This window comes from Quatrionicoccus australiensis (assembly GCF_020510425.1).
GTDB lineage: Bacteria > Pseudomonadota > Gammaproteobacteria > Burkholderiales > Rhodocyclaceae > Azonexus > Azonexus australiensis_A.
In genome coordinates, this window is the sequence record NZ_JAHBAH010000001.1 from 2,491,317 (window position 1) to 2,511,233 (window position 19,917).

The 19,917-nt window shown below is 63.4% G+C and carries 20 protein-coding genes and 2 tRNA genes; 10 read left to right on the forward strand and 12 right to left on the reverse strand.

Going from position 1 to position 19,917, the window contains the following annotated elements; genetic code table 11:
* Nucleotides 1–135: 135 nt before the first annotated feature.
* Nucleotides 136–534 (reverse strand): hypothetical protein, encoded by a 399-nt coding sequence (locus tag KIG99_RS12025; RefSeq protein WP_226460363.1) that lies wholly within the window; start codon nucleotides 532–534, stop codon nucleotides 136–138.
* Between KIG99_RS12025 and KIG99_RS12030 the strand changes: the two genes are divergently transcribed.
* Together KIG99_RS12030 and KIG99_RS12035 are read left to right on the forward strand one after the other, a co-directional pair.
* Complete coding sequence (locus tag KIG99_RS12030; RefSeq protein ID WP_226460364.1) at nucleotides 505–1,263, forward strand: response regulator transcription factor; 759 nt, start codon at nucleotides 505–507, stop codon at nucleotides 1,261–1,263. The two genes, KIG99_RS12025 and KIG99_RS12030, sit on opposite strands and share 30 nt — an antisense overlap.
* A gap of 130 nt (nucleotides 1,264–1,393) precedes the next feature.
* Nucleotides 1,394–1,786 carry a hemerythrin family protein gene (locus KIG99_RS12035; RefSeq protein WP_226460365.1) on the forward strand — a complete coding sequence of 131 codons (393 nt, stop codon included), beginning with the start codon at nucleotides 1,394–1,396 and terminating at the stop codon, nucleotides 1,784–1,786.
* A 160-nt stretch (nucleotides 1,787–1,946) separates the two neighbouring features.
* Here the strand turns inward: KIG99_RS12035 and KIG99_RS12040 are convergent, their stop codons facing one another.
* The 6 genes from KIG99_RS12040 to KIG99_RS12065 form a co-directional block, all read right to left on the reverse strand.
* A complete protein-coding gene (locus KIG99_RS12040) occupies nucleotides 1,947–2,315 on the reverse strand; it encodes a hypothetical protein (protein WP_226460366.1) in 369 nt (122 codons plus the stop codon).
* 40 nt (nucleotides 2,316–2,355) lie between these two features.
* Nucleotides 2,356–2,607 (reverse strand): hypothetical protein, encoded by a 252-nt coding sequence (locus KIG99_RS12045; protein ID WP_226460367.1) that lies wholly within the window; start codon nucleotides 2,605–2,607, stop codon nucleotides 2,356–2,358.
* A 23-nt stretch (nucleotides 2,608–2,630) separates the two neighbouring features.
* The gene (locus KIG99_RS12050) at nucleotides 2,631–2,876 is read right to left on the reverse strand and encodes a DUF2798 domain-containing protein (protein ID WP_226460368.1); all 246 of its coding nucleotides are present in this window, start codon (nucleotides 2,874–2,876) and stop codon (nucleotides 2,631–2,633) included.
* Nucleotides 2,877–3,040: 164 nt separating this feature from the next.
* Entirely contained in the window at nucleotides 3,041–3,358 is a 318-nt protein-coding gene (locus KIG99_RS12055; RefSeq protein WP_226460369.1) for a YggL 50S ribosome-binding family protein, read from the reverse strand.
* A 97-nt stretch (nucleotides 3,359–3,455) separates the two neighbouring features.
* A tRNA-Leu gene (locus KIG99_RS12060) sits at nucleotides 3,456–3,540 on the reverse strand.
* 2 nt (nucleotides 3,541–3,542) lie between these two features.
* A tRNA-Val gene (locus KIG99_RS12065) sits at nucleotides 3,543–3,618 on the reverse strand.
* A gap of 142 nt (nucleotides 3,619–3,760) precedes the next feature.
* On the opposite strand from KIG99_RS12065, the gene KIG99_RS12070 reads away from it, so the two are divergent.
* Both KIG99_RS12070 and gluQRS read left to right on the forward strand, forming a co-directional pair.
* The gene (locus KIG99_RS12070; RefSeq protein WP_226460370.1) at nucleotides 3,761–4,477 is read left to right on the forward strand and encodes a 2'-5' RNA ligase family protein; all 717 of its coding nucleotides are present in this window, start codon (nucleotides 3,761–3,763) and stop codon (nucleotides 4,475–4,477) included.
* Nucleotides 4,470–5,381, forward strand: coding sequence for a tRNA glutamyl-Q(34) synthetase GluQRS (gene gluQRS, locus KIG99_RS12075; protein ID WP_226460371.1), 912 nt, complete (start codon nucleotides 4,470–4,472; stop codon nucleotides 5,379–5,381). The genes KIG99_RS12070 and gluQRS overlap by 8 nt, the downstream gene beginning before the upstream one ends.
* Here gluQRS and clsB read toward each other — a convergent pair.
* Genes clsB through nadA form a run of 3 tightly spaced genes read right to left on the reverse strand, consistent with a single transcriptional unit; the run spans nucleotide 5,356 to nucleotide 8,420 of the window.
* Complete coding sequence (gene clsB / locus KIG99_RS12080) at nucleotides 5,356–6,567, reverse strand: cardiolipin synthase ClsB (protein WP_226460372.1); 1,212 nt, start codon at nucleotides 6,565–6,567, stop codon at nucleotides 5,356–5,358. The genes gluQRS and clsB overlap by 26 nt on opposite strands.
* Entirely contained in the window at nucleotides 6,557–7,315 is a 759-nt protein-coding gene (locus KIG99_RS12085) for an endonuclease/exonuclease/phosphatase family protein (RefSeq protein WP_226460373.1), read from the reverse strand. Before KIG99_RS12085 ends, clsB begins: the two co-directional genes overlap by 11 nt.
* 4 nt (nucleotides 7,316–7,319) lie before the next feature.
* Entirely contained in the window at nucleotides 7,320–8,420 is a 1,101-nt protein-coding gene (nadA, locus tag KIG99_RS12090; protein ID WP_226460374.1) for a quinolinate synthase NadA, read from the reverse strand.
* 54 nt (nucleotides 8,421–8,474) lie between these two features.
* On the opposite strand from nadA, the gene KIG99_RS12095 reads away from it, so the two are divergent.
* Genes KIG99_RS12095 through KIG99_RS12105 form a run of 3 tightly spaced genes read left to right on the forward strand, consistent with a single transcriptional unit; the run spans nucleotide 8,475 to nucleotide 12,827 of the window.
* Nucleotides 8,475–11,621, forward strand: coding sequence for a CHAT domain-containing protein (locus KIG99_RS12095; RefSeq protein ID WP_226460375.1), 3,147 nt, complete (start codon nucleotides 8,475–8,477; stop codon nucleotides 11,619–11,621).
* A gap of 12 nt (nucleotides 11,622–11,633) precedes the next feature.
* Nucleotides 11,634–12,071 carry a hypothetical protein gene (locus KIG99_RS12100; protein ID WP_226460376.1) on the forward strand — a complete coding sequence of 146 codons (438 nt, stop codon included), beginning with the start codon at nucleotides 11,634–11,636 and terminating at the stop codon, nucleotides 12,069–12,071.
* Nucleotides 12,072–12,827, forward strand: a complete 756-nt coding sequence (locus KIG99_RS12105) for a hypothetical protein (RefSeq protein ID WP_226460377.1) — start codon at nucleotides 12,072–12,074, stop codon at nucleotides 12,825–12,827. It abuts the gene before it with no gap.
* Nucleotides 12,828–12,831: 4 nt separating this feature from the next.
* Here the strand turns inward: KIG99_RS12105 and KIG99_RS12110 are convergent, their stop codons facing one another.
* Nucleotides 12,832–13,284, reverse strand: coding sequence for a rhodanese-like domain-containing protein (locus tag KIG99_RS12110; RefSeq protein ID WP_226460378.1), 453 nt, complete (start codon nucleotides 13,282–13,284; stop codon nucleotides 12,832–12,834).
* Nucleotides 13,285–13,331: 47 nt separating this feature from the next.
* Between KIG99_RS12110 and KIG99_RS12115 the strand changes: the two genes are divergently transcribed.
* The 3 genes from KIG99_RS12115 (at nucleotide 13,332) to KIG99_RS12125 (ending at nucleotide 16,689) form a co-directional block, all read left to right on the forward strand.
* The gene (locus tag KIG99_RS12115) at nucleotides 13,332–14,510 is read left to right on the forward strand and encodes a cation diffusion facilitator family transporter (protein WP_226460379.1); all 1,179 of its coding nucleotides are present in this window, start codon (nucleotides 13,332–13,334) and stop codon (nucleotides 14,508–14,510) included.
* A gap of 189 nt (nucleotides 14,511–14,699) precedes the next feature.
* On the forward strand, nucleotides 14,700–16,115 hold the full coding sequence (gene glnA / locus KIG99_RS12120) for a type I glutamate--ammonia ligase (protein ID WP_226442198.1): 1,416 nt from the start codon (nucleotides 14,700–14,702) through the stop codon (nucleotides 16,113–16,115).
* A 112-nt stretch (nucleotides 16,116–16,227) separates the two neighbouring features.
* Nucleotides 16,228–16,689: a DUF4124 domain-containing protein gene (locus tag KIG99_RS12125; RefSeq protein ID WP_226460380.1), complete on the forward strand. Its 462-nt coding sequence runs from the start codon at nucleotides 16,228–16,230 to the stop codon at nucleotides 16,687–16,689.
* Nucleotides 16,690–16,749: 60 nt separating this feature from the next.
* Here the strand turns inward: KIG99_RS12125 and KIG99_RS12130 are convergent, their stop codons facing one another.
* A complete protein-coding gene (locus tag KIG99_RS12130; protein ID WP_226460381.1) occupies nucleotides 16,750–19,914 on the reverse strand; it encodes an efflux RND transporter permease subunit in 3,165 nt (1,054 codons plus the stop codon).
* Nucleotides 19,915–19,917 lie beyond the last annotated feature (3 nt).

Genomic DNA, 19,917 nt, shown 5'->3' on the forward strand with positions numbered 1-19,917 from the left:
GACGCGGCTGGAGCAGGCGCAAGCTGTTTCCTTGCGGACCGCGAAATCGATTCGTCGATTCTCGCGAAATCCTTGTCCGGCATTTGTTTCTGCCCTTCTCACTAAGATTAGCGATAGCGCGACTTATGACGGCTGTTATGATTTTGTCAGCCTATAAAAAAATAGAAAAAAATATTTCATCATGCTGATCGCCCTGGCGCCGGATTTGCCGTTTTTTAATGCGGTGCCGGTTGCTGCGTCGATGCCGAGTCCCTCGTGAATTCCATCCTTTGTATCGATCCTTCCCGCAGTTTTTGCGGCCTGCTGTGCAGTCTGGCCAGTGAGTCCGGCTTGCAGGCGATTCTCTGTCATGACGCAGAGGAGGCCAGATTGCACCTTGATGGTCCGCACCCCTTCATTTTGATGATCGTCGCGAATGATCTGGGGGATGCCGAGGATGGCATGCGTCTGATCGAACAGGCACGGCTTCAGCCCAAGCGGGCGACGATGCCGATTGCCTACGTGATGCAGGATCGTGACCTTGAGCTGGCGCATGAGGCCTTCCAGGCTGGCGCAACCGAGGTCGTGCTGCGCGACGATGATGACCTGATCCGGCATTTCATTCTCGAGGCGGCTAACTCGCGCTACAAGTCCTTGCAGCCGGGGCGGGTTCTGCTGGTCGAGGATGAAAACTGCCAGGCCGAGCATCTGGAGGAGGTTTGCGCCTTGCAGGGACTGACGGTCGATCGCTGCATTTCGATGGAGGAGGGCGTCGCCCGCTTGCAACGCGGCGAATACCAGTTGGCGATCATCGATATCCTGCTCAAAGGCATGAGCAGCGGTTTGTCCCTGGTCCGCCACATTCGCCAGTTGCCGCCGCCGCGTTCGTTGATGCCCATCCTGGTGATTTCCGGTTTTGATGATGTGGCCCGACGTGTCGAAGCCTTGCGCATAGGTGCCGACGATTTTCTCGCCAAGCCGTTTGCCGAAGAAGAGCTGGTCTGGCGCCTGCAAAGAATTACCCAGGGGCGCCCCGGCAGCGAGCCGGAGGTTTCGCGCGCGGCCATTCCGGACATGGCGTTCTGGCAGCAGCACGGTCTTTCGTCGCGCGAAAGCGAAATTTGCGAAGCCCTGATCCGCGGCGTGAACGACAAGCAGATCGCCAGCGATCTTGATATTTCTTTCTGGACGGTGCGCACGCATATCTCCCGGATATTTTCCAAACTCGGGGTGCTCAACCGGCGTGAACTGATGGCCCGTTATCTGCCGAGCATGGGTGGTTAACGAATTGTGAATTCAACATTCGACTTTATCGAGCGTGCGCAATGAGCCTGGACCGCCTTTCCCTTGAGCGCCGTCGCGGCGTTGCGCAGGAGCGTAATTGCCGTAGCGGCCGGAAAACCGGGGTGCTGGCGTGAAGGGCGGTTTTTCCGGGCTGGCGTTCAACAGCGAAAATGCCGACCTGGATGTTCAGCATAAAAAGCTGCTGGCGCTCTGTGAGCGGGCGGCCGAGCTTGCGGATGACAATACTGCGTCGTCCAGCGAGAAATTTCACATTCTTCTCAATGACCTGGCGATTTATGCCCGCGCTTACTTTTCCGCGGAAGAGGATCGTCTGCGGCAAACCAATCCGCTGTTGCTCGCCGAGCATCAGGAAGAGTACATCAGCTATGAGCAGCAGCTCACGGATCTCCTGATGGCCGCCAGTCGCGGGGTTCTCGACCGAAGCGGCCTGCTTCAGTTGTTGACCGCGTGGCGCGACTCGCGCGTGGCGCGTCCCAGCGTCCGCTACTGGTCACCCAAGTAACTCGTTCAGGCGGGCAAAAAAAGCCCGGCATTTTGGGCCGGGCTAACAGGGGGATTCTGATGCTCCCAAGGATGGGCTTGGGAGAGGTCAGCTTAGCGAATGCAGCCCCCTGTTTCCGTGCGCTGGCGCGCACAGCGAACATGCCGCAAAAGGTGCCGGCTTACTTGACCGGAGCCTCGGGTGCTTCACCGGCGGCCGGCGTGATTTCAGTCAGGGTCAGGAAGCCATCGGGTGACTTGACGATCTTGTAGACCGCATCCGGCTTTTCGCTCGATTTCTTGAGCACGTTCTGCCACTCGATCTCGGCGCTCTTCAGGCCGTCGATTTTTTTATGCACGGAAGCGATGCTGTCGGCCAGATCGCTCTTCAGGCTCTCGTTGAATTGCTCGACCTTGCTTGCTGTCGGATTCAGCACCAGCAGCACGGTATTGGCCAGCGACAGTGCGAAGGCGCCGCCGGCGAGAATGGTCACCAGCTTGGACGGGCCGGCTGATGCGGCTTTGGGTGAATCGGTGATATCTGCGGACATGCTTGTCTCCTTGATTGTCGGTCTGCGGTGATCTTGCCGATCACCTGCCCGCCAGTGCTGCCCAGGCTGCCAGGTCGGCGCGCTCGATGAAGGTTTCCAGGCGATTGATGTTGCCCGGCAACTGTCGGCCTTCCCATTGTTCGGTAGCCCAGCGCTTGACGCTGGCGTGCAACTCGCCGTGCTCGATGGCGCGGGCCAGCATCACTTCTGCATCATGCTCCGAAATCAGGCCGCTTTCCAGACTCTTTGCCGCTGCGGCAAGGCTGATGCTGGTCGGGGAGTGGGTGGTCATTGCTTGCCTCCTGAAAATAGGGATTAAGCCTGGCGGTGGTCGGCCCCGAGCCACGCGAGAATCTTGCCGGTCAGCTTCACCGACACCGGAATGGCGAGAAAAGCCGTACAGGCGGCAATCGGCCAGGCGACGATGAAGGCATGTGCCCACAGGGCAAGGAAATTCCCGGGCAGGCCGAGGTTGAGCCAGGTGACAAATCCGGTCATCAGACCGGCCATGATGCCGGACATGATGATCGGCTGGATATGCTTGGGTTTGAGTCGTGACATGAAAATCCGTAGTGATCTGGCGGTGGACCGTAACGCCAGCCGCAAATATGCAGGAGTCGGGCGATGCCGTCAAAGTGCGGCGCCCGGGTGCGGTGGACGAAAAAAAGACCGGAAGCCCGAACGTGTCGGGGTTTCCGGCCTGTTGCGGCGCCTTGCGCTGGCGCTTATTGCCAGGCGTCGACCAGTTCGCTGACTTCGGCCGACTTGATTTCGGCGCGGGCGGCCAGCCAGTCGCGTACGGCGACGCGGTCTTCGTCCGAAGCGTCGCAGCGCGTGTCGCGGCAGACGAAGCCCCAGGAGAAGCTGCCGCCACACATCAGCTTGCGGGCTTCGATGACTTCGCAGATGAAGGCTTCGAGCAGGGCATCATGCGCGGCGGTGTCGAGTTCGGCGTGGAATTCGACGGAGAAGGTGAAGCCCAGCTCCTTGTATTCCCCGAGGTGGAGTTTCTTGCGCTGGCGGTGGTTGTGGTTCTTGGACATGGCGGGGTGGCTCCGGATGGGCTGCAACATGGGCGAAAAAAAAGCCAAAACCCTCGATTCATTCAAGTGTTTCGGCTTTCTTCCGACTGCTTGTACTTGGTGCTCTGGGCGAGACTCGAACTCGCACACCTTACGGCACTACCCCCTCAAGATAGCGTGTCTACCAATTTCACCACCAGAGCCCTGGTGCGTCCTGACGGGGTCGAACCGCCGACATTCGCCTTGTAAGGGCGACGCTCTACCAACTGAGCTAAGAACGCGAAAGGGCGCGGATTATAGCCGGTAATGCGGGGTGTTCGTCAAGGTTATTGACTAAACAGGCGAAATTTATTCCGGCGCGGGATAATGCCGGGCCGCGTCGTGGCCTCCTGCGGCGCCTGCTATCTTCCGGAGATCCTTGTCTTGCCTGAATCCGCCGATCTTTTGACGCAGCCCAGCGAGCCGCGCGACTTTGTCGAGTGGCGGCGCGGCCGGACGCGTTACGCGGTGTGGGCGCTTGATGTCGATGTGCCGGCGGTGCGCCAGCGGGTCGCTGCCGCCTGTGCGCCGGTGGCCGACCAACTGCTTCCCGGCTATGGCCGGCAGCCGCACCTGACCGTGCATCTGTGCGGTTTCCCGAAGGCGGAGGCTGATTTTGCCGATGATTATGGTGTCGACCGCCTGGCGGCCGAGGTCGCGGCGTTGCGCCGGGCACGGCCAGCGGCCTTCGCCATTGAAATCGGTGCGCCGGCCAGTTTTGCCTCAGCCGCCTACCTGGCGGTGCGCGATCCGGCCGGCGGTATTGCCAGTTTGCGTCGGAGCCTTGATTCGGCGGCCGGCGAGGCCGATTTCTCCTACACGCCGCACATCACCATCGGTCTTTATCGCGGCGCTTTTCCGCTCGCCGCGACGGTCGACCGTCTGGCGCAGGGCAAAATCGAGCCTTCCTGCACGTTGACCGTCGGCCGCCTGGCCTTGATGAGCTACGCCGCGGCCGTGATCGGCGGGCCGCTGGCGACGGTCGCCGAGTTCGATTTCGCCAGCGGCGAGTTGCTGGTGCGCGATGCCCGGCAGATGCGGGAATTTTTCGGCGAGCATTGGCCGGCGCGTCTGGCTGCGGGAAAATGCGTCGATGAATAGCGTTTACCGCGGGCGCTTCGCCCCTTCGCCGACCGGGCCGCTGCATTTCGGCTCGCTGGTGGCTGCCGTCGGCAGCTATCTCGATGCGCGCACGCAGGGCGGTGCCTGGCTGCTGCGCATGGAGGATGTCGATACGACGCGCAACGTGCCGGGCGCGGCCGACAGCATTCTCGCCACGCTTGAGGCTTTCGGCTTCGCCTGGGACGGTCCGGTGCTCTGGCAGAGCACCCGCCTCGAGGCCTACGCGGCGGCGCTCGAACAGCTGAAAACGGCCGGCCTGGCCTATCCCTGCGCCTGTTCGCGCAAGGAGATCGCCGACTCGGCCACGCGTCCCGCGGCCGACGGCGGCATGCTCTATTCCGGCACCTGCCGCGCCGGCCTGGCGCCGGGACGGGCGGCGCGGGCCTGGCGCCTGCGCGTTGAAAATGCCGCGATTTCCTTCGTCGACCGGGTACAGGGCCGGCAGGAGCAGCAACTTGCCCGCGACGTCGGCGACTTCGTGCTGCGCCGCGCTGACGGCCTGTTCGCCTACCAGTTGGCGGTGACGGTCGACGACGATTTTCAGGGCATTTCCGACATCGTGCGCGGCGCCGACCTGCTCGCCTCGACGCCGCGCCAGATCTGGCTGCAGCGCTGTCTCGGCTTTGCCACGCCGGCTTACGCGCATCTGCCGGTGGCAAGCAACGCGGCCGGAGAGAAATTGTCGAAGCAGACGCTGGCGCCGGCGCTCGACTCCGCGACTGCAGCGGCCAGCCTGTGCGCCGCCCTGCGTTTTCTCGGCCAGCCGGTGCCGGCCGAGCTGGCGCGGGCATCCGTGCCGGAAGTCTGGGCCTGGGCTTTTGCCCATTGGTCGTTTGCGGCCTTGCCGCGCACGCCGTCTATTGTTCCGGCGGCTCCGGGCTGAGGCCCGGCGTTTCCTCGTCGGCTCGCCAGTGGCGCGGGCCGTAGCCGGTCAGGCCGACCAGCAGGCGGACCATGCCGTAACTCAGCCAGCGCAGCAGCCGGGAGTGAAAGGGCTGGCGGGCAAAGCCGTCGGCCAGCACCTCGCGGGCGCCGTCGGCGAGAGCGGTGTTCAGGCTGGCGCGCAATTCATTGGCAAAACCGGCGTCGCGCACGAAGAGATTGGCTTCCTTGGCGAGCAGCAGGCTGAACGGGTCGATGTTGGAGGAGCCGACCGTCGCCCACTCGCCGTCGATGACCGCCACCTTGGCATGCATGAAGCTCTTTTCGTACTCGAAGATGCGGATGTTGCTTTCCAGCACGGCCACGTAGAGCGCCTGCGTCGCGAAGCGCAGCAGCGGGTGGTCGGTCTTGCCCTGGAGCAGGACGGTGACCTTGACGCCGCGCCGCGCCGCTGCCTGCAGTGCCCGCCCGAAGCGCAGCCCGGGCAGGAAATAGGCATTGGCGATCAGGATTTCGTGCTGCGCGTCGTTGATCGCCGCGATGTAGGCATTGAGGATGTCGTTGCGATGCCGGATGTTGTCGCGGATCAGGAAGGTCGCCGCCTGCGTCCCGGCCGCTGTGCAGCAGGCGTTGAGCGGCGCGGCGAGGCGCAGGCGGCGCTTGAGATTGACCCAGGCGACGATTTCCCAGAGGCGGCGCACGGCATGGTGCACTTGCTCGAGAACCGGCCCTTCGATACGCACCGCGTAGTCGTAGCGCGGCCGCATCTCGTCCGGCGCGTTGTTGTCGTCGACGATGTTGATGCCGCCGACGAAGGCGATGCGCGCATCGATCACGACCAGTTTGCGATGCAGGCGGCGCAAGCGATGGCGGCGGAAGTGGAAGGGGCCGATTTCCTTGCGGTAGAGCATGGCGCGCACCCCTGCGGCGGCCAGGCGCGGCATGAAATCAGTGCTGAAATTGCGCCCGCCGAAGCCGTCGACCGTCACGCTGACCTGAACGCCGCGTTCGGCGGCGCGACACAGTGCAGCGGCGACGGCATGGCCGACTTCGTCGTCGGCGAAGATGTAGCTTTCGAGATAGATCTCGCTGTGCGCTGCTTCGATCTCGGCAAGCAGGGCGGGGAAGTAATCCGCACCCGAGTTGAGCAGCCGCAAGCGGTTGCCCGGGACGAATTCAGTCGGCATGCCTGGTCAGCGAGGCCGACAGCGCGGCGTGGTCGGAAATGCTCGACCACGGGTGGCCGTGATGCACCTCGGTGCGCACGACCTTGAAGCCGCGGACGTAGATGCGGTCGAGGCGGAACATCGGCAGCGCCGCCGGAAAGCTGCGTGCCGGCGTGCCCTTGCTGTTGCTGAAGATCTCGGTCAATTCGAGACGCTGCGCGAGATGGTCGCCGGCCCGGTTGCGCCAGTCGTTGAAGTCACCGGCAATGATCAGCGGCGCATTCGGTTCGCAACGCTTGTCGAGATAATCGGCCAAGGCGGTGAGCTGGCGCTGGCGCGAATAGCCGAACAGCGACAGGTGCACGCAGACGCAATGCGCCGCCGGCCCGCTCGGCAGTTCGATGCGGCAATGCAGCAGGCCGCGCTTCTCGAACTGCAGGTGGGTGACGTCCTGGTTGTGCGAGTGCAGGATGGGAAAGCGCGACAGGATGGCGTTGCCGTGGTGACCGTGGTCGTAAATCATGTTGCGGCCGTAGGCGCAGTCCGACCAGACATCCTCGGCGAGGAATTCGTGCTGCGGCTCGCCCGGCCAGTTGTCGTGGTTTTCGGCATGACCGAGGTGCAGGCCCTGCACTTCCTGCAAAAACACGATGTCGGGGTTGAGGTCGCGCAGGCGCTCGCGCAACTCATGCACCATCATCCGCCGGTTGAACTGGGAAAAGCCCTTGTGGATGTTGAAGGAGGCGACGTGCAGGGCGGGCTGGGTCATCGGCTCAGGAAATCGCAAGCATGCGGTCGAGTGCGAGCTTGGCGAGCGCCGTTTCGTGCTCCGACACCTTGATCGCATTGACCACCTTGCCGTCGACCAGGTTTTCCAGAATCCAGGCCAGGTGCTGCGGATCGATGCGCTGCATGGTCGAACACATGCAGACGGTGGTTGCCATGAACTGGACGATCTTGTTCTGCGGCAGCACTTCCTTGGCCAGGCGGTCGACCAGGTTGAGTTCGGTGCCGACCAGCCAGCGTGTGCCTTCCGGCGCTTCCTTGATGATCTTGACGATGTATTCGGTCGAACCAACGTAATCGGAAGCGGCGCAGACTTCGAAATTGCATTCCGGGTGGGCGATCACCTTGCCTTCCGGGTACTTGGCGCGGAAAGCGTCGATGTGCGCCTTCTGGAACATCTGGTGCACCGAACAGTGGCCCTTCCAGAGCAGGATCTTCGCCTTCTTGATCTGGGCCGGGGTCAGGCCGCCGAGTTCGAGGTCCGGATCCCAGACGACCATCTCGTCCATCGGAATGCCCATGTTGTGGCCGGTCCACCGGCCGAGATGCTGGTCGGGGAAGAACAGCACCTTGGGGCGGCGTTCGAAGGCCCATTTGGCGATGGTGCCGGCGTTCGACGAGGTACAGACGATGCCGCCGTGTTCGCCGCAGAAGGCTTTGAGATCGGCTGCCGAGTTGATGTAGGTGACCGGGGTGATTTCCTCTTCGGCATTCAACACTTCGTTGAGCTCGCGCCAGCAGCGCTCGACCTTGGCCAGGTTGGCCATGTCGGCCATCGAACAGCCGGCCGCGAGGTCGGGCAGGATGGCGGTCTGGTGCGGTGCGGTCATGATGTCGGCGACTTCGGCCATGAAATGCACGCCGCAGAAAATCACGTATTCGGAATCGGTCTGCGAGGCAAGGCGCGACAGCTTCAGCGAGTCGCCGGTCAGGTCGGCGTGCTGGTAGATGTCGGCGCGCTGGTAGTGATGGCAGAGGATGACCGCCTTCTTGCCGAGCTTGGCGCGGGCAACGCGGATGCGTTCCTGGCAGGCTTCATCGGACAGGTTGTTGAAGGGGGCGAATACGAGGGGCTGATCGGCTTGCATTGGATTCTTTTCGAAGGTTAAGCTGCCAGAACGACGGCGCCTAGGAGAGGCAACATGCTTGGGGAAAGATTCTATCATCGCTGTTTCGCTGCCATGCTGCTGGCTGCCGGGTTGGGTGTCCAGGCTGGGGAGCCGGTGGGCGAGGCCGGCGTCGATGAAGCGGCGATCCGGCCGCCGCCGCGCTCGATCAATGACATCACGCGGATGCTGGCCGACTACCGGCAAAACGACGATCTGCTGCGCAAGTTGCGCGCCGTGGCCGAAGCGCCGGTGCCGCAAGGCGAGGATCGCAAGCAGTTGTTCGACTTCTACTGGCGGCGCGCCCAAGCGGCAGCGGAATTGGGCCAGGTGCAGCAGCAGATAGATGATCTGACGCTTGCCATCCAGCATGGGCAAAGCGGTGATCCGGAGTTTTCCCGTGCCATGCGCGGCCTGGCCCAGGCCGAGCGCCTGGGCGGCAATTTCCTGTCGGCGCAGCGCTATGCCGAGGAAGCGCTCAAGCACGTGCCGCAGAACAATCAGGGGCAACTGATTGGCGCCTATGGGCAGATGGTGGGGATGGCGTCGCAGATCGGCGATTTCGAGATGGCGAAGCAGAGTCTCGACAAACTTGAGGCAACGCTCAACTCACTCCGGCCCAGCAAGAGCTGGACGAGCCGTTCGCATTTCTGGTTGAGTTCCTACGAGAAGGCGCGCGGCGAATATTTTGCCATGGCCGGCAAGACGGTCGAGGCCGTAGCGGCTTTTCGCAAGAGCCAACGGGAAAACCAGCTGGCCTTGGCCGATTTGCCGGCGCTGCGGGCGGCTGGTCGCGATGCGCCGTCGCCGGAAGGAATGCAGCAGTCGGCCGAGGGGCTGGAGCGCAGCCTGGCGCAAGTACTGCTCAATCAGGGCAAGCTGGTCGAGGCCGAGGCGATGGCGCGGTCGGCGATCGAACACACGCTGAAGCGGGCCGGCCGCTCGTCGCCCGATGTGGCGCGCGGTCTGCGCGTGCTGGCCAGTGTCATCGCCGAGCAGGGACGTTACGCCGAGTCGGCCAAGCTCTCCGAGGCGGCGCTGGAGACGGTGCTGGCCAGCGGTGCAGCGCCGCATTCGCTGGCTGTCCTCGGCGCCTTGCGCGCCAACCTGGCGGCGCAGGTCGCGCTGGGCAACGATGCCAAGGCGCTGCAGTTTTACGAACGCATCAGGAAGGCGGCCGAGCACACCCCGGAACTCGAGGCACAGGTGGCACGCGGTGATCTTGACGTGGTCCAGGCCTATCTGCGCAGCGGCAAGCCCGAACTGGCCGAGCGCATGGCGTCCGAGATGCTGGAACGGACGCGCAAGCAGATGGGCGAAAAGGCCTTGCGTACCTCGGAAATTCGCGCTTTCTACGCGATGGCGCTGGCTGATCAGGGCAACCGGGTGACGGCGCTGGCGGCCTTCCGTCAGGCCCTGCCGGTGCTGGTCGAGCGCCTGCGCAGCGACAGCGAGGCGGAAACCGGCAGCCTGCGCCGGCAGCAGCGCCTGATCGGCATTCTCGAACGCTACATCCGCCTGCTCGCCGACATGCAGGGCACGGCCAGCCTGCCGGATGGCTTCGATGCCGCCAACGAGGCTTTCGTGATGGCCGACCTGGCGCGTGGCAGTTCGGTGCAGCGGGCGTTGACCCGCAGTGCGGCGCGCGCCTCGATCAGCGACCCCGATCTCGCCCAGCTGGCGCGTGACGAACAGGACGCGCAACGGCGCAGCAATTCCCTCAACGATCTGCTCAGCCAGTTGTTGTCGGCCTCGCCGGAACAGCAACTGCCCGCCATCCAGGCCAAGATCCGGGCCGACATCGAGAGTCTCAAACAGACGCGGAGCCGGCTCAAGAAGGAGATCAGCCAGCGTTTCCCGGAATATGCCCGCCTGGTCGATCCGCCACCGGTCAACATGCTGGAAGTGAGCAAAATGCTGCATCCGGGCGAAGTGATGCTGTCCTGGTATTTCGGCCAGAAAGGCGCGCAGGTCTGGGCCATCGCCGCCGACGGGCGCAGCCGCTTTGCCGCCTTGCCGACCGATCAGGCGAAGATGGCGGCCGCCGTTGCCAGGCTGCGCCGGGCGCTCGATGCCGAGGCACCGACCGTCGAGCAGATTCCGGCCTTTGACACGGTGCTGGCGCATCAGCTTTACCAGGACTTGTTCGGGCCGGTCGCCGAGTTGCTGCACGGGGCGACGACGCTGCTCGCCGTGCCGCACGGCGAGCTGGGCCAGTTGCCGCTCTCCCTGCTGATCACTGCGCCGACGCCGCAACCGGCGAAGGGCGGGGTGATCTTTGCCGGCTATCGCCAGGTGCCCTGGCTGATGCGCCAGGTAGCGGTGGCGCAACTGCCGTCGGTGACGGCGCTGGCCAGCCTGCGCCGCTTGCCGCCGGGGGCGGCCGACCGGCTTCCGTTCATCGGTTTCGGCGATCCTTACTTCAGCGAGGAGCAGGCGAGCGAAGCCGACAAAATGGCGACAAAAAAGGCGTCGACCGTGCAGGTGGCGATGCGCGGCCTACCGTTGCAACGGCGTAACGTCCCTCGTACCCAGGCGGTCGACTCCGCCGAACTGGCCCTTTTGCCGCGCCTGCCCGATACCGCCGAGGAGATTCGCGAGATTGCCAAGGCGCTCGGCGCCGATCCGGCGCGCGATATTTTCCTCAATCAGAGCGCCAGCGAAAAAACGGTTTTTGCCGCCAACCTGGCCAACCGCCGGGTCGTCATGTTTGCCACGCACGGCCTGGTGCCCGGGGAACTGAATGGCCTGAGCCAGCCGGCGCTCGCCCTGAGCGCACCGGGTGTCAGTGGCGGCAGCGGCGATGGCCTGCTCACCCAGGAAGAAATCCTCTCGCTCAAGCTCAATGCCGACTGGGTCGTGCTCTCAGCCTGCAATACGGCGGCCGGCGAAGGCTCGGGCAGCGAAGCGGTATCGGGTCTCGGGCGTGCCTTTTTCTATGCCGGAGCGCGCGCCCTGCTGGTTTCCAACTGGCCGGTGGAAACCGAGGCGGCGCGCGGCCTGATGACCGACCTGTTCCGCCGGCAGTCGGCTGACCATGCGCTGGGCAAGACCGAGGCGCTGCGCCAGGCGATGCTCGGCATGGTGGACGGCCCCGGCAAGCTGGACGGCAAGACGGGCAAGCCGCTTTTCAGTTATGCTCACCCGCTGTTCTGGGCCCCCTTTGTCCTGGTGGGCGATTGAGAGGAGTAGCAAATGTCGACATTGAAAACGATGGGTGCCGGCCTGGCTGGTTTGCTGTTTGCCCTTTCGGCCGAGGCCGTGACCCTGATCAAGGCCGAAGAGGCCAAGTTGCCGGCCGGGGCCGGTGTGCTGGCGACGCGCGGCATCACGCGCGGGCCGGCGATCAAGGTATTGACGCCCGATCTGGCCAATCTCAGTTCGCCCTTCGATCTGAAGGTGGCCTTTGAAGCCCGTGGCGGCGCCAAGATCGATCCGGCCGCCACCAAGGTGATCTATCTCAAGGCTAAACCGGTCGACCTGCTGCCGCGGGTCAAAACCGGCCTGAGCGAAAACGGTCTCGACCTGCCCGGTGCCGAAACGCCACCCGGCGAACACCAGATCCAGATCATCGTGCAGGACACCGAAGGGCGGAGCAGCCAGGTCGTCATGACGCTCAACGTGCTCAAGTAAATGAAGTGTCCGTACTGCGCTTCGGAAATCGCTGACGAGGCACTGGTCTGCGCCGTTTGCCGGCGCGATCTTTTCCTGGTCAAACCGCTGCTGGAGCGCATTGCCGATCTGGAGGCGCAGCTCGCGGCGCGGCCTGCGCCCGCCGAGTCGGTGGTTGCGGCAGGCGACGCCGTTGGCGCGCCAGCCATCGAAGCCGTGCCGGCCGCTCCTGTGCGCGCCTTGCCGACGGCGCTGGTCTGCCTGTTGTTGCCGCTGCTGCTCCTTTTGCTCGGGCATTGGTTGCTGGTGTTTGTCTACGATGCCAAGGTGCTTTACCTGCGGGTCTTTGCCTTGCTGCTGCCGCTGCCCTTCGGCTTTTTCTTCGCCCGGGCCAGTCGTTTGAGCTTGCTACCCGGCGTCCTGCTGGCTTTTCTGGTCGCGCTGCTCGCCGTGTTCGGCATGAGTGCGATCACCGCCCTGATCGATCAGGTTCCGCTCCTGCCGCAGGATGCTGTCGAAGTCCGCGAGTTCGTCGAATTTGCCGCCAGCATCGGCCTCAGTTTCATCACCGGTCTCTGGCTGTATCACTGGCTTGAGCAGCGCATCCACAAGCGGCAGGATGCGCTTCAACGCCTGCGGGCTGCCGGTGTCAGCGGTCTGGGCAGTGGTGTGCTGACCGAGTCGCTGACCCGCTGGAGCGATCTGGGAAGTGCAGCCGTCGCGCTATGCACGACGGCAATGTCGATTTACACCGGTCTGAAGAGCCTGGGCGGCTGACCGCTCAGCCCTGTACCCAGGGCAGACCGGCATGGCGCCAGCCGCCGACGGTATTGCGATGGCCGCTGGCATCCTTGTCGCCCTCGAAGCCTTCGAGGATGTTGTAACAGTCGCCGTAGCCGTGCTCGGTGGCGAGCTGCGCCGCACCGTCGGAGCGGGCGCCGCTGCGGCAGAGGAACATGACCAGCGCTTCACGGTCGACCTGGCGCTGCAGTTCGGCCAGGAAGTTCGGATTGCGCACGCCGCCCGGATACTGGTTCCACTCGATCTCGACGGCGTTGGGGACGCGGCCGACCCAGTCCCATTCGGCCCGGGTGCGGACGTCGACCAGCCTGGCGCCGGGGGCGAGACGGAGCAGGTCGTGCGCTTCGGCCGGGGTCAGGGCGCCCTTGTAGGGCAGGCCGAGCGCCTTGGCGCGCTCGCAGGCGAGGTTGATGATCTCGGTCAGTTTTCCCATGGTCTTTTGATTGCCTGAAGTTGGTCCTAACAGTATAAGGTAGAGGCATGACAGACCGCGATCATCCCGTGCCGCCGGTGGCGGCAAGCATGGCCGAGCGGGCCGCCGAGGCGCAGCACGCGACCTGGATCAGTGTGGTCGTCAATCTGGTGATGACGGTGCTGCAACTGTTGGTCGGCTGGCTGGCGCATTCGCAATCCCTGGTTGCGCACGGTCTGCATTCCTTTTCCGATCTGCTCTCCGATTTTCTGGTGATTTACGCCAGCCGGCAAAGCGCCCAGCCGGCTGATCGCGAACATCCGTATGGCCACGCCCGGGTCGAGACGGCGGCGACGCTGATCCTCGGTGCCTCGCTGGCACTGATCGGTGGTGGCATCCTGTGGCAGTCCGGCATGCGCCTGCAGCATGTCGAAGCCTTGCCGCCCATCGAGATGTGGGCATTCTGGATTGCCGTCATTACGGTGCTGGCCAAGGAAGGGCTCTACCACTATCTGATTCGCGTTGCCGAACGGCAGCGCTCGCAGTTGCTCATCGCCAATGCCCTGCACACCAGGGCCGATGCGGCGTCGGCCCTGGTCGTCGTGGTTGGTATCGGTGGCGCCCTGCTTGGCTGGGCTTTCCTCGATCTGCTGGCGGCGGCGCTGATGGGCTTCATGATCCTGCGCATGGGGGCGGTGCTGGCCTGGGGCGCGCTCAAGGAATTGATCGATACCGGTCTCGACGAGGCGCAAGTCGCCGCCATCCGCCAGACGCTGCGGACAACGCCCGGCGTGCTCGGCCTGCATGCCTTGCGTACGCGGCGCATGGCGCATCAGGCGCTGGTTGATGCGCATGTTCAGGTTGATGCCCGGATCAGCGTTTCCGAGGGGCACCGGATTGCCGAATCGGTCCGGGTCAGGGTATTGGATGCGCATCCCGAAGTGCTTGATGTACTGGTACACATCGATCCCGAGAATGATGCCGGCAGCGATGTGGCCGTCGCCCGTCTGCCTGGGCGCGATACGGTGTTGCAGGAACTGGCTCCCGTGCTGGCCGATTTGCCGACGCCCGAGAAGCTGGTGTTGCATTATCTTGGTGGTCAGGTCGAGGTCGAGTTGTTTTTTGCCAACAGCTTTTTTGTCGATGGCAAGGCGGTTCAGGAAGTCGCGCTACGCTTTGCCGGGTTCGCGCGTTCGCATCCGGAAATCCGGCGGATTTCGTTGAATTGCGCTTTTGCACCAAGATAGTGCATTCCGTTGGTGTTTTTGCACGACATTGGTGCGTTAAATCTTTGCTTAAACCCGGCATCTCGTTGTGGCAAAATACAAAACTTGGTCGACGACCTTTGGCACGTTTTCTGCTAAATCCCTCGCGATTCGATTTATTGATTGTCGCCGGATCGTCCGGCAACTTGTTTTCTTAGGAGACTGACGTTTATGGCAACCCCGCAAGACGTGATCAAGCTGATCAAGGAAAATGACGCAAAGTTCGTTGATTTCCGCTTCACCGATACCCGTGGCAAAGAACAGCACGTCACCGTGCCGGTTTCCGCCTTCAGCGAAGACAAGTTCGAAAACGGTCACGCTTTCGACGGTTCCTCCATCGCTGGCTGGAAGGGTATTCAAGCTTCCGACATGCAACTGAACCCGGATCCGTCCACCGCTTACATCGACCCGTTCTTCGACGAAACCACCGTCGTCCTGACCTGTGACGTGATCGATCCGACCGATGGCCGTGGTTACGACCGCGACCCGCGCTCCATCGCCAAGCGCGCTGAAGCCTACCTGAAGTCCTCCGGCATTGGCGACACCGCCTACTTCGGTCCGGAACCCGAATTCTTCATCTTCGACGGCGTCGAGTGGAATGTCGACATGTCCGGCTGCTCCCTGAAGATCCATTCCGCTGAAGCGGCTTGGGGTTCGGGCGAGAAGAACGACGGCAACGGCGCCACCGGCCATCGTCCGACCGTCAAGGGCGGCTACTTCCCGGTTCCCCCGGTCGACAGCCTGCACGACATCCGTTCGGCCATGGTCCTGACCCTGGAAGCCCTCGGCTGCCCGGTTGAAGTTCACCACCACGAAGTCGCCACTGCCGGTCAGTGCGAAATCGGTACCGTGTTCAACACCCTGGTCAAGCGTGCCGACCAGACCCAGATCCTGAAGTACGTGGTGCACAACGTTGCTCACCAGTACGGCAAGACCGCCACCTTCATGCCGAAGCCGATCGTTGGCGACAACGGTTCGGGCATGCACGTTCACCAGTCCATCTGGAAGGATGGCAAGAACCTGTTCGCCGGTGACGGCTATGCCGGTCTGTCTGAAACCGCCCTGTTCTACATCGGCGGCATCATCAAGCACGCCAAGGCCCTGAACGCCATCACCAATCCGGGCACCAACTCCTACAAGCGTCTGGTTCCGCACTACGAAGCGCCGGTCAAGCTGGCTTACTCTGCCAAGAACCGTTCCGCTTCCATCCGCATTCCGTACGTTGCCTCGACCAAGGCTCGTCGTATCGAAACCCGCTTCCCGGATCCGATCGCCAATCCGTACCTGTGCTTCTCGGCGCTGCTGATGGCCGGTCTGGATGGTATCCAGAACAAGATCCACCCGGGCGAGCCGGCTTCCAAGAACCTGTACGACCTGCCGCCGGAAGAAGATGCAGCCATCCCGACCGTCTGTGCTTCCCTCGAAGAAGCGCTGGCCTCCCTGGCTGCCGACCATGAGTTCCTGACCCGTGGCGGTGTCTTCTCCAACGAATGGATCGAGTCCTACATCGAACTGAAGATGGACGAAGTCAACAAGGTTCGCATGACCACCCACCCGGTGGAATTCGACCTGTACTACAGCTGCTAAGCGACTGGGTACCTGAAAAAAGGCGGGATTTCCCGCCTTTTTTTTGTCCACCATTTCAGGGAAGCGGACGTTAAAGTCCGGTACACTTGAAGGCTTGCGAGGATTGATGACAATGACACGTAGCGTACTTGCCCTGTTTGTTGCGACGCTGGCTTTGCCGGTTGCCGCGCAGACCATCTACAAATGTCCGGATGCCAATGGCGGCAGTCCCGTGATTTCGAATTCGCGTCTCGACAAGAACTGCAAGGCTGTGGTCAATTCCGAAACGGCGACGGTCGTGCCGGCCCCCAGGGGCGGTGCGAAGCCGGCCGGTGCAGCGGCGACGCCGACACCGGCAGGTTTCCCCAAGGTGCAGGACGATACGCAGAAGGCGCGCGACGGTGATCGCAAGCGCATTCTCGAGCAGGAACTGGCGACCGAACAGCGCAATCTCGAGCAGGCGAAGCGCGAACTGGCCGAGCAGGAGCGCACCCTGGGCGACAAGAGCGAGCGTTTGCTGCCTTATCGCGACAGCGTTGGCCAGCACGAGCGCAACATCCAGGCGATCCAGAAGGAACTGGGCAATCTCAAGTAGCTGTTAGCTATCAGGATCAAGCTGTTAGTGAAAATTTGAGGGCGCCAAGGCGCCCTCTGTCTATTGCTCGATCCTAGTGGCTGGATCCTGGATCCTGACTTTATACCAGGCCGCATAGAGCGCCGGCAGGAAGAGCAGGGTCAGCGCGGTGGCGACGATCAGGCCACCCATGATGGCGACCGCCATCGGCCCGAAGAAGTCGTTGCGCGACAGCGGCACCATGGCCAGCACAGCGGCGGCCGCGGTCAGCACGATCGGACGGAAGCGGCGCACCGTCGATTCGACGATGGCTTCCAGGCGCGCCTTGCCGGCCGCCAGGTCCTGCTCGATCTGGTCGACCAGGATCACCGAGTTGCGCATGATCATGCCGAACAGCGCGATGGTGCCGAGCAGCGCCATGAAGCCGAAGGGCTGGCGGAAGACGAGCAGGAACAGCGCAATCCCGATGATGCCGAGTGGCGCGGTGAGCAGCACCATGACAACGCGCGAGACGCTCTGCAACTGGATCATCAGGATGGTGATCACGACCAGCAGGAAGACCGGGATGCCGGCCATCACCGACGTGGAACCCTTGGCTGATTCCTCGACCGAGCCGCCGGTGGCGATGGCGTAGCCTTCCGGCAGGGTGCCGCGGATGGCATTGATCTGCGGTGCGATGCGGTCGACGATGGTGGCGGGCTGTGTCTTGCTGTACAGGTTGCCGCGCACGGTGATGGTCGGCAGGCGGTCGCGCCGCCAGACCAGGCCCGGCTCGAACGTGGACTTGAGGCGGCCGATCTGGGCCAGCGGCACGCTCCTGCCGCTGCGCGTCGGGACCGAAAGATCGGGCAGGCTGGCGAGGTGGGTGCGTTCGGCGCGGTCGCCGCGCAGCACGACATCGATGCTCTTTTCGCCTTCGCGGAAGCTGGTGATCGTGTAGCCGTTCAGCGACATGTTGAGCAGCGCCGCCAGATCCTGGCTGGAAACGCCGAGCAGGCGGGCCTTGTCCTGGTCGATCTCGATCTCGATACTCTTCGAAAGCTCGCTCCAGTCGAAATTGATGTTGGACAACTCCGCTTCCTGGCGCATGACGTCGGCGATCTGGCCGGCAATCTTGCGCAGGGTCGGCAGGTCTTCGCCGCTGACCCGGTATTGCACCGGGTAGCCGACCGGCGGGCCGTTCTCGATGCGGCTGATGTTGCCGCGGGCATTGAAGCCGTCATTTTCGAACAAATGGATCAGTCGACCGCGCAGCGCTTCGCGGGCTTCGACGCTGCGCGACAGGATGACGAACTGGCTGACGTTGCTGGCCGGCAGCTGCTGGTCGAGGCCGAGGTAATAGCGCGGCGAGCCGGCGCCGACATAGGTGATGTAGTGCTCGAACTGGTCGAACTCCGTCTTGTCCTTGTCCAGCCAGTCTTCGAGGCGTTTTGCCTCGGCGTCGGTGGCGGCGACCGAGGCGCCTTCGGGCAGGCGCAGTTCGACATTGAGTTCGAGGCGGGTCGAGTTCGGGAAGAACTGTTTTTGCACCTTGCCCATGCCGACGATGGCCAGCGCGAACAGGCCGATGGTGATGCCGATGACCAGCCAGCGATGCCCGACGCACCAGGCGACGAGGCGGCGGAAATGGCTGTAGAAGGGCGTGCCATAGACGTCGTGGTCTTCGGCGTGCGGCGGGCCGCCGATGCCCAGTTTTGCGAGGCGGTGAGCGAGGCGCGGCAGGCGACGTTCGAGCAGGCTGGGGGCGCGTGGCGCACGCGGGTCGGGCAACAGCTTGTAGCCCAGCCAGGGAATCGCGATCACTGCGGCCAGCCAGGAAATGAGCAGGGCGATGACGTTGATCTGGAAGAAGGCGAAGGCGTATTCGCCGGTCGCCGACTTGGCGATGGCGATCGGGATGAAGCCGGCCACCGTGACCAGCGTGCCGGACAGCATCGGGCCGGCCGTGCTGGTGTAGGCGAAGGAGGCGGCGCGGGTGCGTTCCCAGCCCTGTTCCATCTTCACCCACATCATTTCGACGGCGATGATCGCATCGTCGACGAGCAGGCCGAGGGCGAGCACCAGCGCGCCGAGCGAGACCTTGTGCAGGCCGACATTGAAAAAGTCCATGGCGAGGAAGGTGGCGGCCAGGACGAGCGGAATCGAAATCGCGACGACCATGCCGGTGCGGATGCCGAGGCTGATGAAGGTGACGAGCAGGACGACGATCACCGCTTCGGCGAGGGATTGGACGAAGGCGTCGACCGAGCGCTTGACCGCATCTGGCTGGCTGGCTGCCTCGCCGATTTCGACGCCGAGCGGCAGCGTCGCCTGGATTTGCGCAATGCGTGCCTGCAAGGCCTTGCCGAGCAGAATGACATCGCCGCCCTTGGCCATCGCGACGCCAATGGCCAGCGCCCGCTTGCCGCCATAACGCACTTGCGTCGCTGCCGGGTCGATGGTGCCGCGCCGGATGCTCGCGATGTCGCCGAGGCGGAAGCTGCGGCTGCCGGAGCGGATCAGGGTGTCGGCCACCGCCTGCACGCTGTCGAAGGCGCCGCCCGGACGGATCTGGATGCGCTCGCCCGGCGTCTCGAAGAAGCCGCTGCCGGCGACCGCATTCTGCTGGCCGAGGGCGGCAGTGATGGTATTGAGGTCGATGCCGAGCGTTGCCAGCTTGGCATTCGACAGCTCGACGTAGATCTTCTCGTCCTGGATGCCGAAAATTTCCACCTTGCCGACATTGGGCACGCGCAGCAGCTCGTCGCGCAGGCGCTCGGCGATATCCTTCAGTTGCGGGTAGTCGAGCCCCTCACCGGTCAACGCGTAAATATTGCCGAAAACGTCGCCGAACTCATCGTTGAAAAATGGTCCCTGAATGCCGGCGGGCAGGGTGTGGCGGATGTCGCCGATCTTCTTGCGGACCTGGTAATAGACATCGGGCACCAGCGCGGGCGGCATGCTGTCCTTGGCGAAGAACATCACGGTCGACTCGCCGGGGCGCGAGAAACTCGCAACGCGGTCGATGTGGGGCGTTTCCTGCAGCTTCTTCTCGATCTTGTCGGTCAGTTGCAGTTCGACCTCCTGCGCCGTGGCGCCCGGCCAGTTGGTGCGGATCACCATCAGCTTGAAGGTGAACGGCGGGTCTTCCGCCTGGCTCAGCTTGCCGTAGGCAAAGACGCCCATCAGCGCAAGGGCGAACAGGAAGTAACCGACCAGCGTGCGGTGGTGCAGGGTCCAGTCGGACAGGTTGAAGCGATGGCTCATCGG

Bases quoted from the DNA above. Each gene is read 5' to 3' on its own strand.
- KIG99_RS12030 (WP_226460364.1), top strand. From the start codon at position 505: ATGCAGGATCGTGACCTTGAGCTGGCGCATGAGGCCTTCCAGGCTGGC.
- KIG99_RS12025 (WP_226460363.1), bottom strand. From the start codon at position 534: ATGCGCCAGCTCAAGGTCACGATCCTGCATCACGTAGGCAATCGGCAT.
- KIG99_RS12040 (WP_226460366.1), bottom strand. From the start codon at position 2,315: ATGTCCGCAGATATCACCGATTCACCCAAAGCCGCATCAGCCGGCCCG.
- KIG99_RS12045 (WP_226460367.1), bottom strand. From the start codon at position 2,607: ATGACCACCCACTCCCCGACCAGCATCAGCCTTGCCGCAGCGGCAAAG.
- KIG99_RS12050 (WP_226460368.1), bottom strand. From the start codon at position 2,876: ATGTCACGACTCAAACCCAAGCATATCCAGCCGATCATCATGTCCGGC.
- KIG99_RS12055 (WP_226460369.1), bottom strand. From the start codon at position 3,358: ATGTCCAAGAACCACAACCACCGCCAGCGCAAGAAACTCCACCTCGGG.
- gluQRS (WP_226460371.1), top strand. From the start codon at position 4,470: ATGAATAGCGTTTACCGCGGGCGCTTCGCCCCTTCGCCGACCGGGCCG.
- clsB (WP_226460372.1), bottom strand. From the start codon at position 6,567: ATGCCGACTGAATTCGTCCCGGGCAACCGCTTGCGGCTGCTCAACTCG.
- KIG99_RS12085 (WP_226460373.1), bottom strand. From the start codon at position 7,315: ATGACCCAGCCCGCCCTGCACGTCGCCTCCTTCAACATCCACAAGGGC.
- nadA (WP_226460374.1), bottom strand. From the start codon at position 8,420: ATGCAAGCCGATCAGCCCCTCGTATTCGCCCCCTTCAACAACCTGTCC.
- KIG99_RS12095 (WP_226460375.1), top strand. From the start codon at position 8,475: ATGCTTGGGGAAAGATTCTATCATCGCTGTTTCGCTGCCATGCTGCTG.
- KIG99_RS12100 (WP_226460376.1), top strand. From the start codon at position 11,634: ATGTCGACATTGAAAACGATGGGTGCCGGCCTGGCTGGTTTGCTGTTT.
- KIG99_RS12105 (WP_226460377.1), top strand. From the start codon at position 12,072: ATGAAGTGTCCGTACTGCGCTTCGGAAATCGCTGACGAGGCACTGGTC.
- KIG99_RS12110 (WP_226460378.1), bottom strand. From the start codon at position 13,284: ATGGGAAAACTGACCGAGATCATCAACCTCGCCTGCGAGCGCGCCAAG.
- KIG99_RS12115 (WP_226460379.1), top strand. From the start codon at position 13,332: ATGACAGACCGCGATCATCCCGTGCCGCCGGTGGCGGCAAGCATGGCC.
- glnA (WP_226442198.1), top strand. From the start codon at position 14,700: ATGGCAACCCCGCAAGACGTGATCAAGCTGATCAAGGAAAATGACGCA.
- KIG99_RS12125 (WP_226460380.1), top strand. From the start codon at position 16,228: ATGACACGTAGCGTACTTGCCCTGTTTGTTGCGACGCTGGCTTTGCCG.
- KIG99_RS12130 (WP_226460381.1), bottom strand. From the start codon at position 19,914: ATGAGCCATCGCTTCAACCTGTCCGACTGGACCCTGCACCACCGCACG.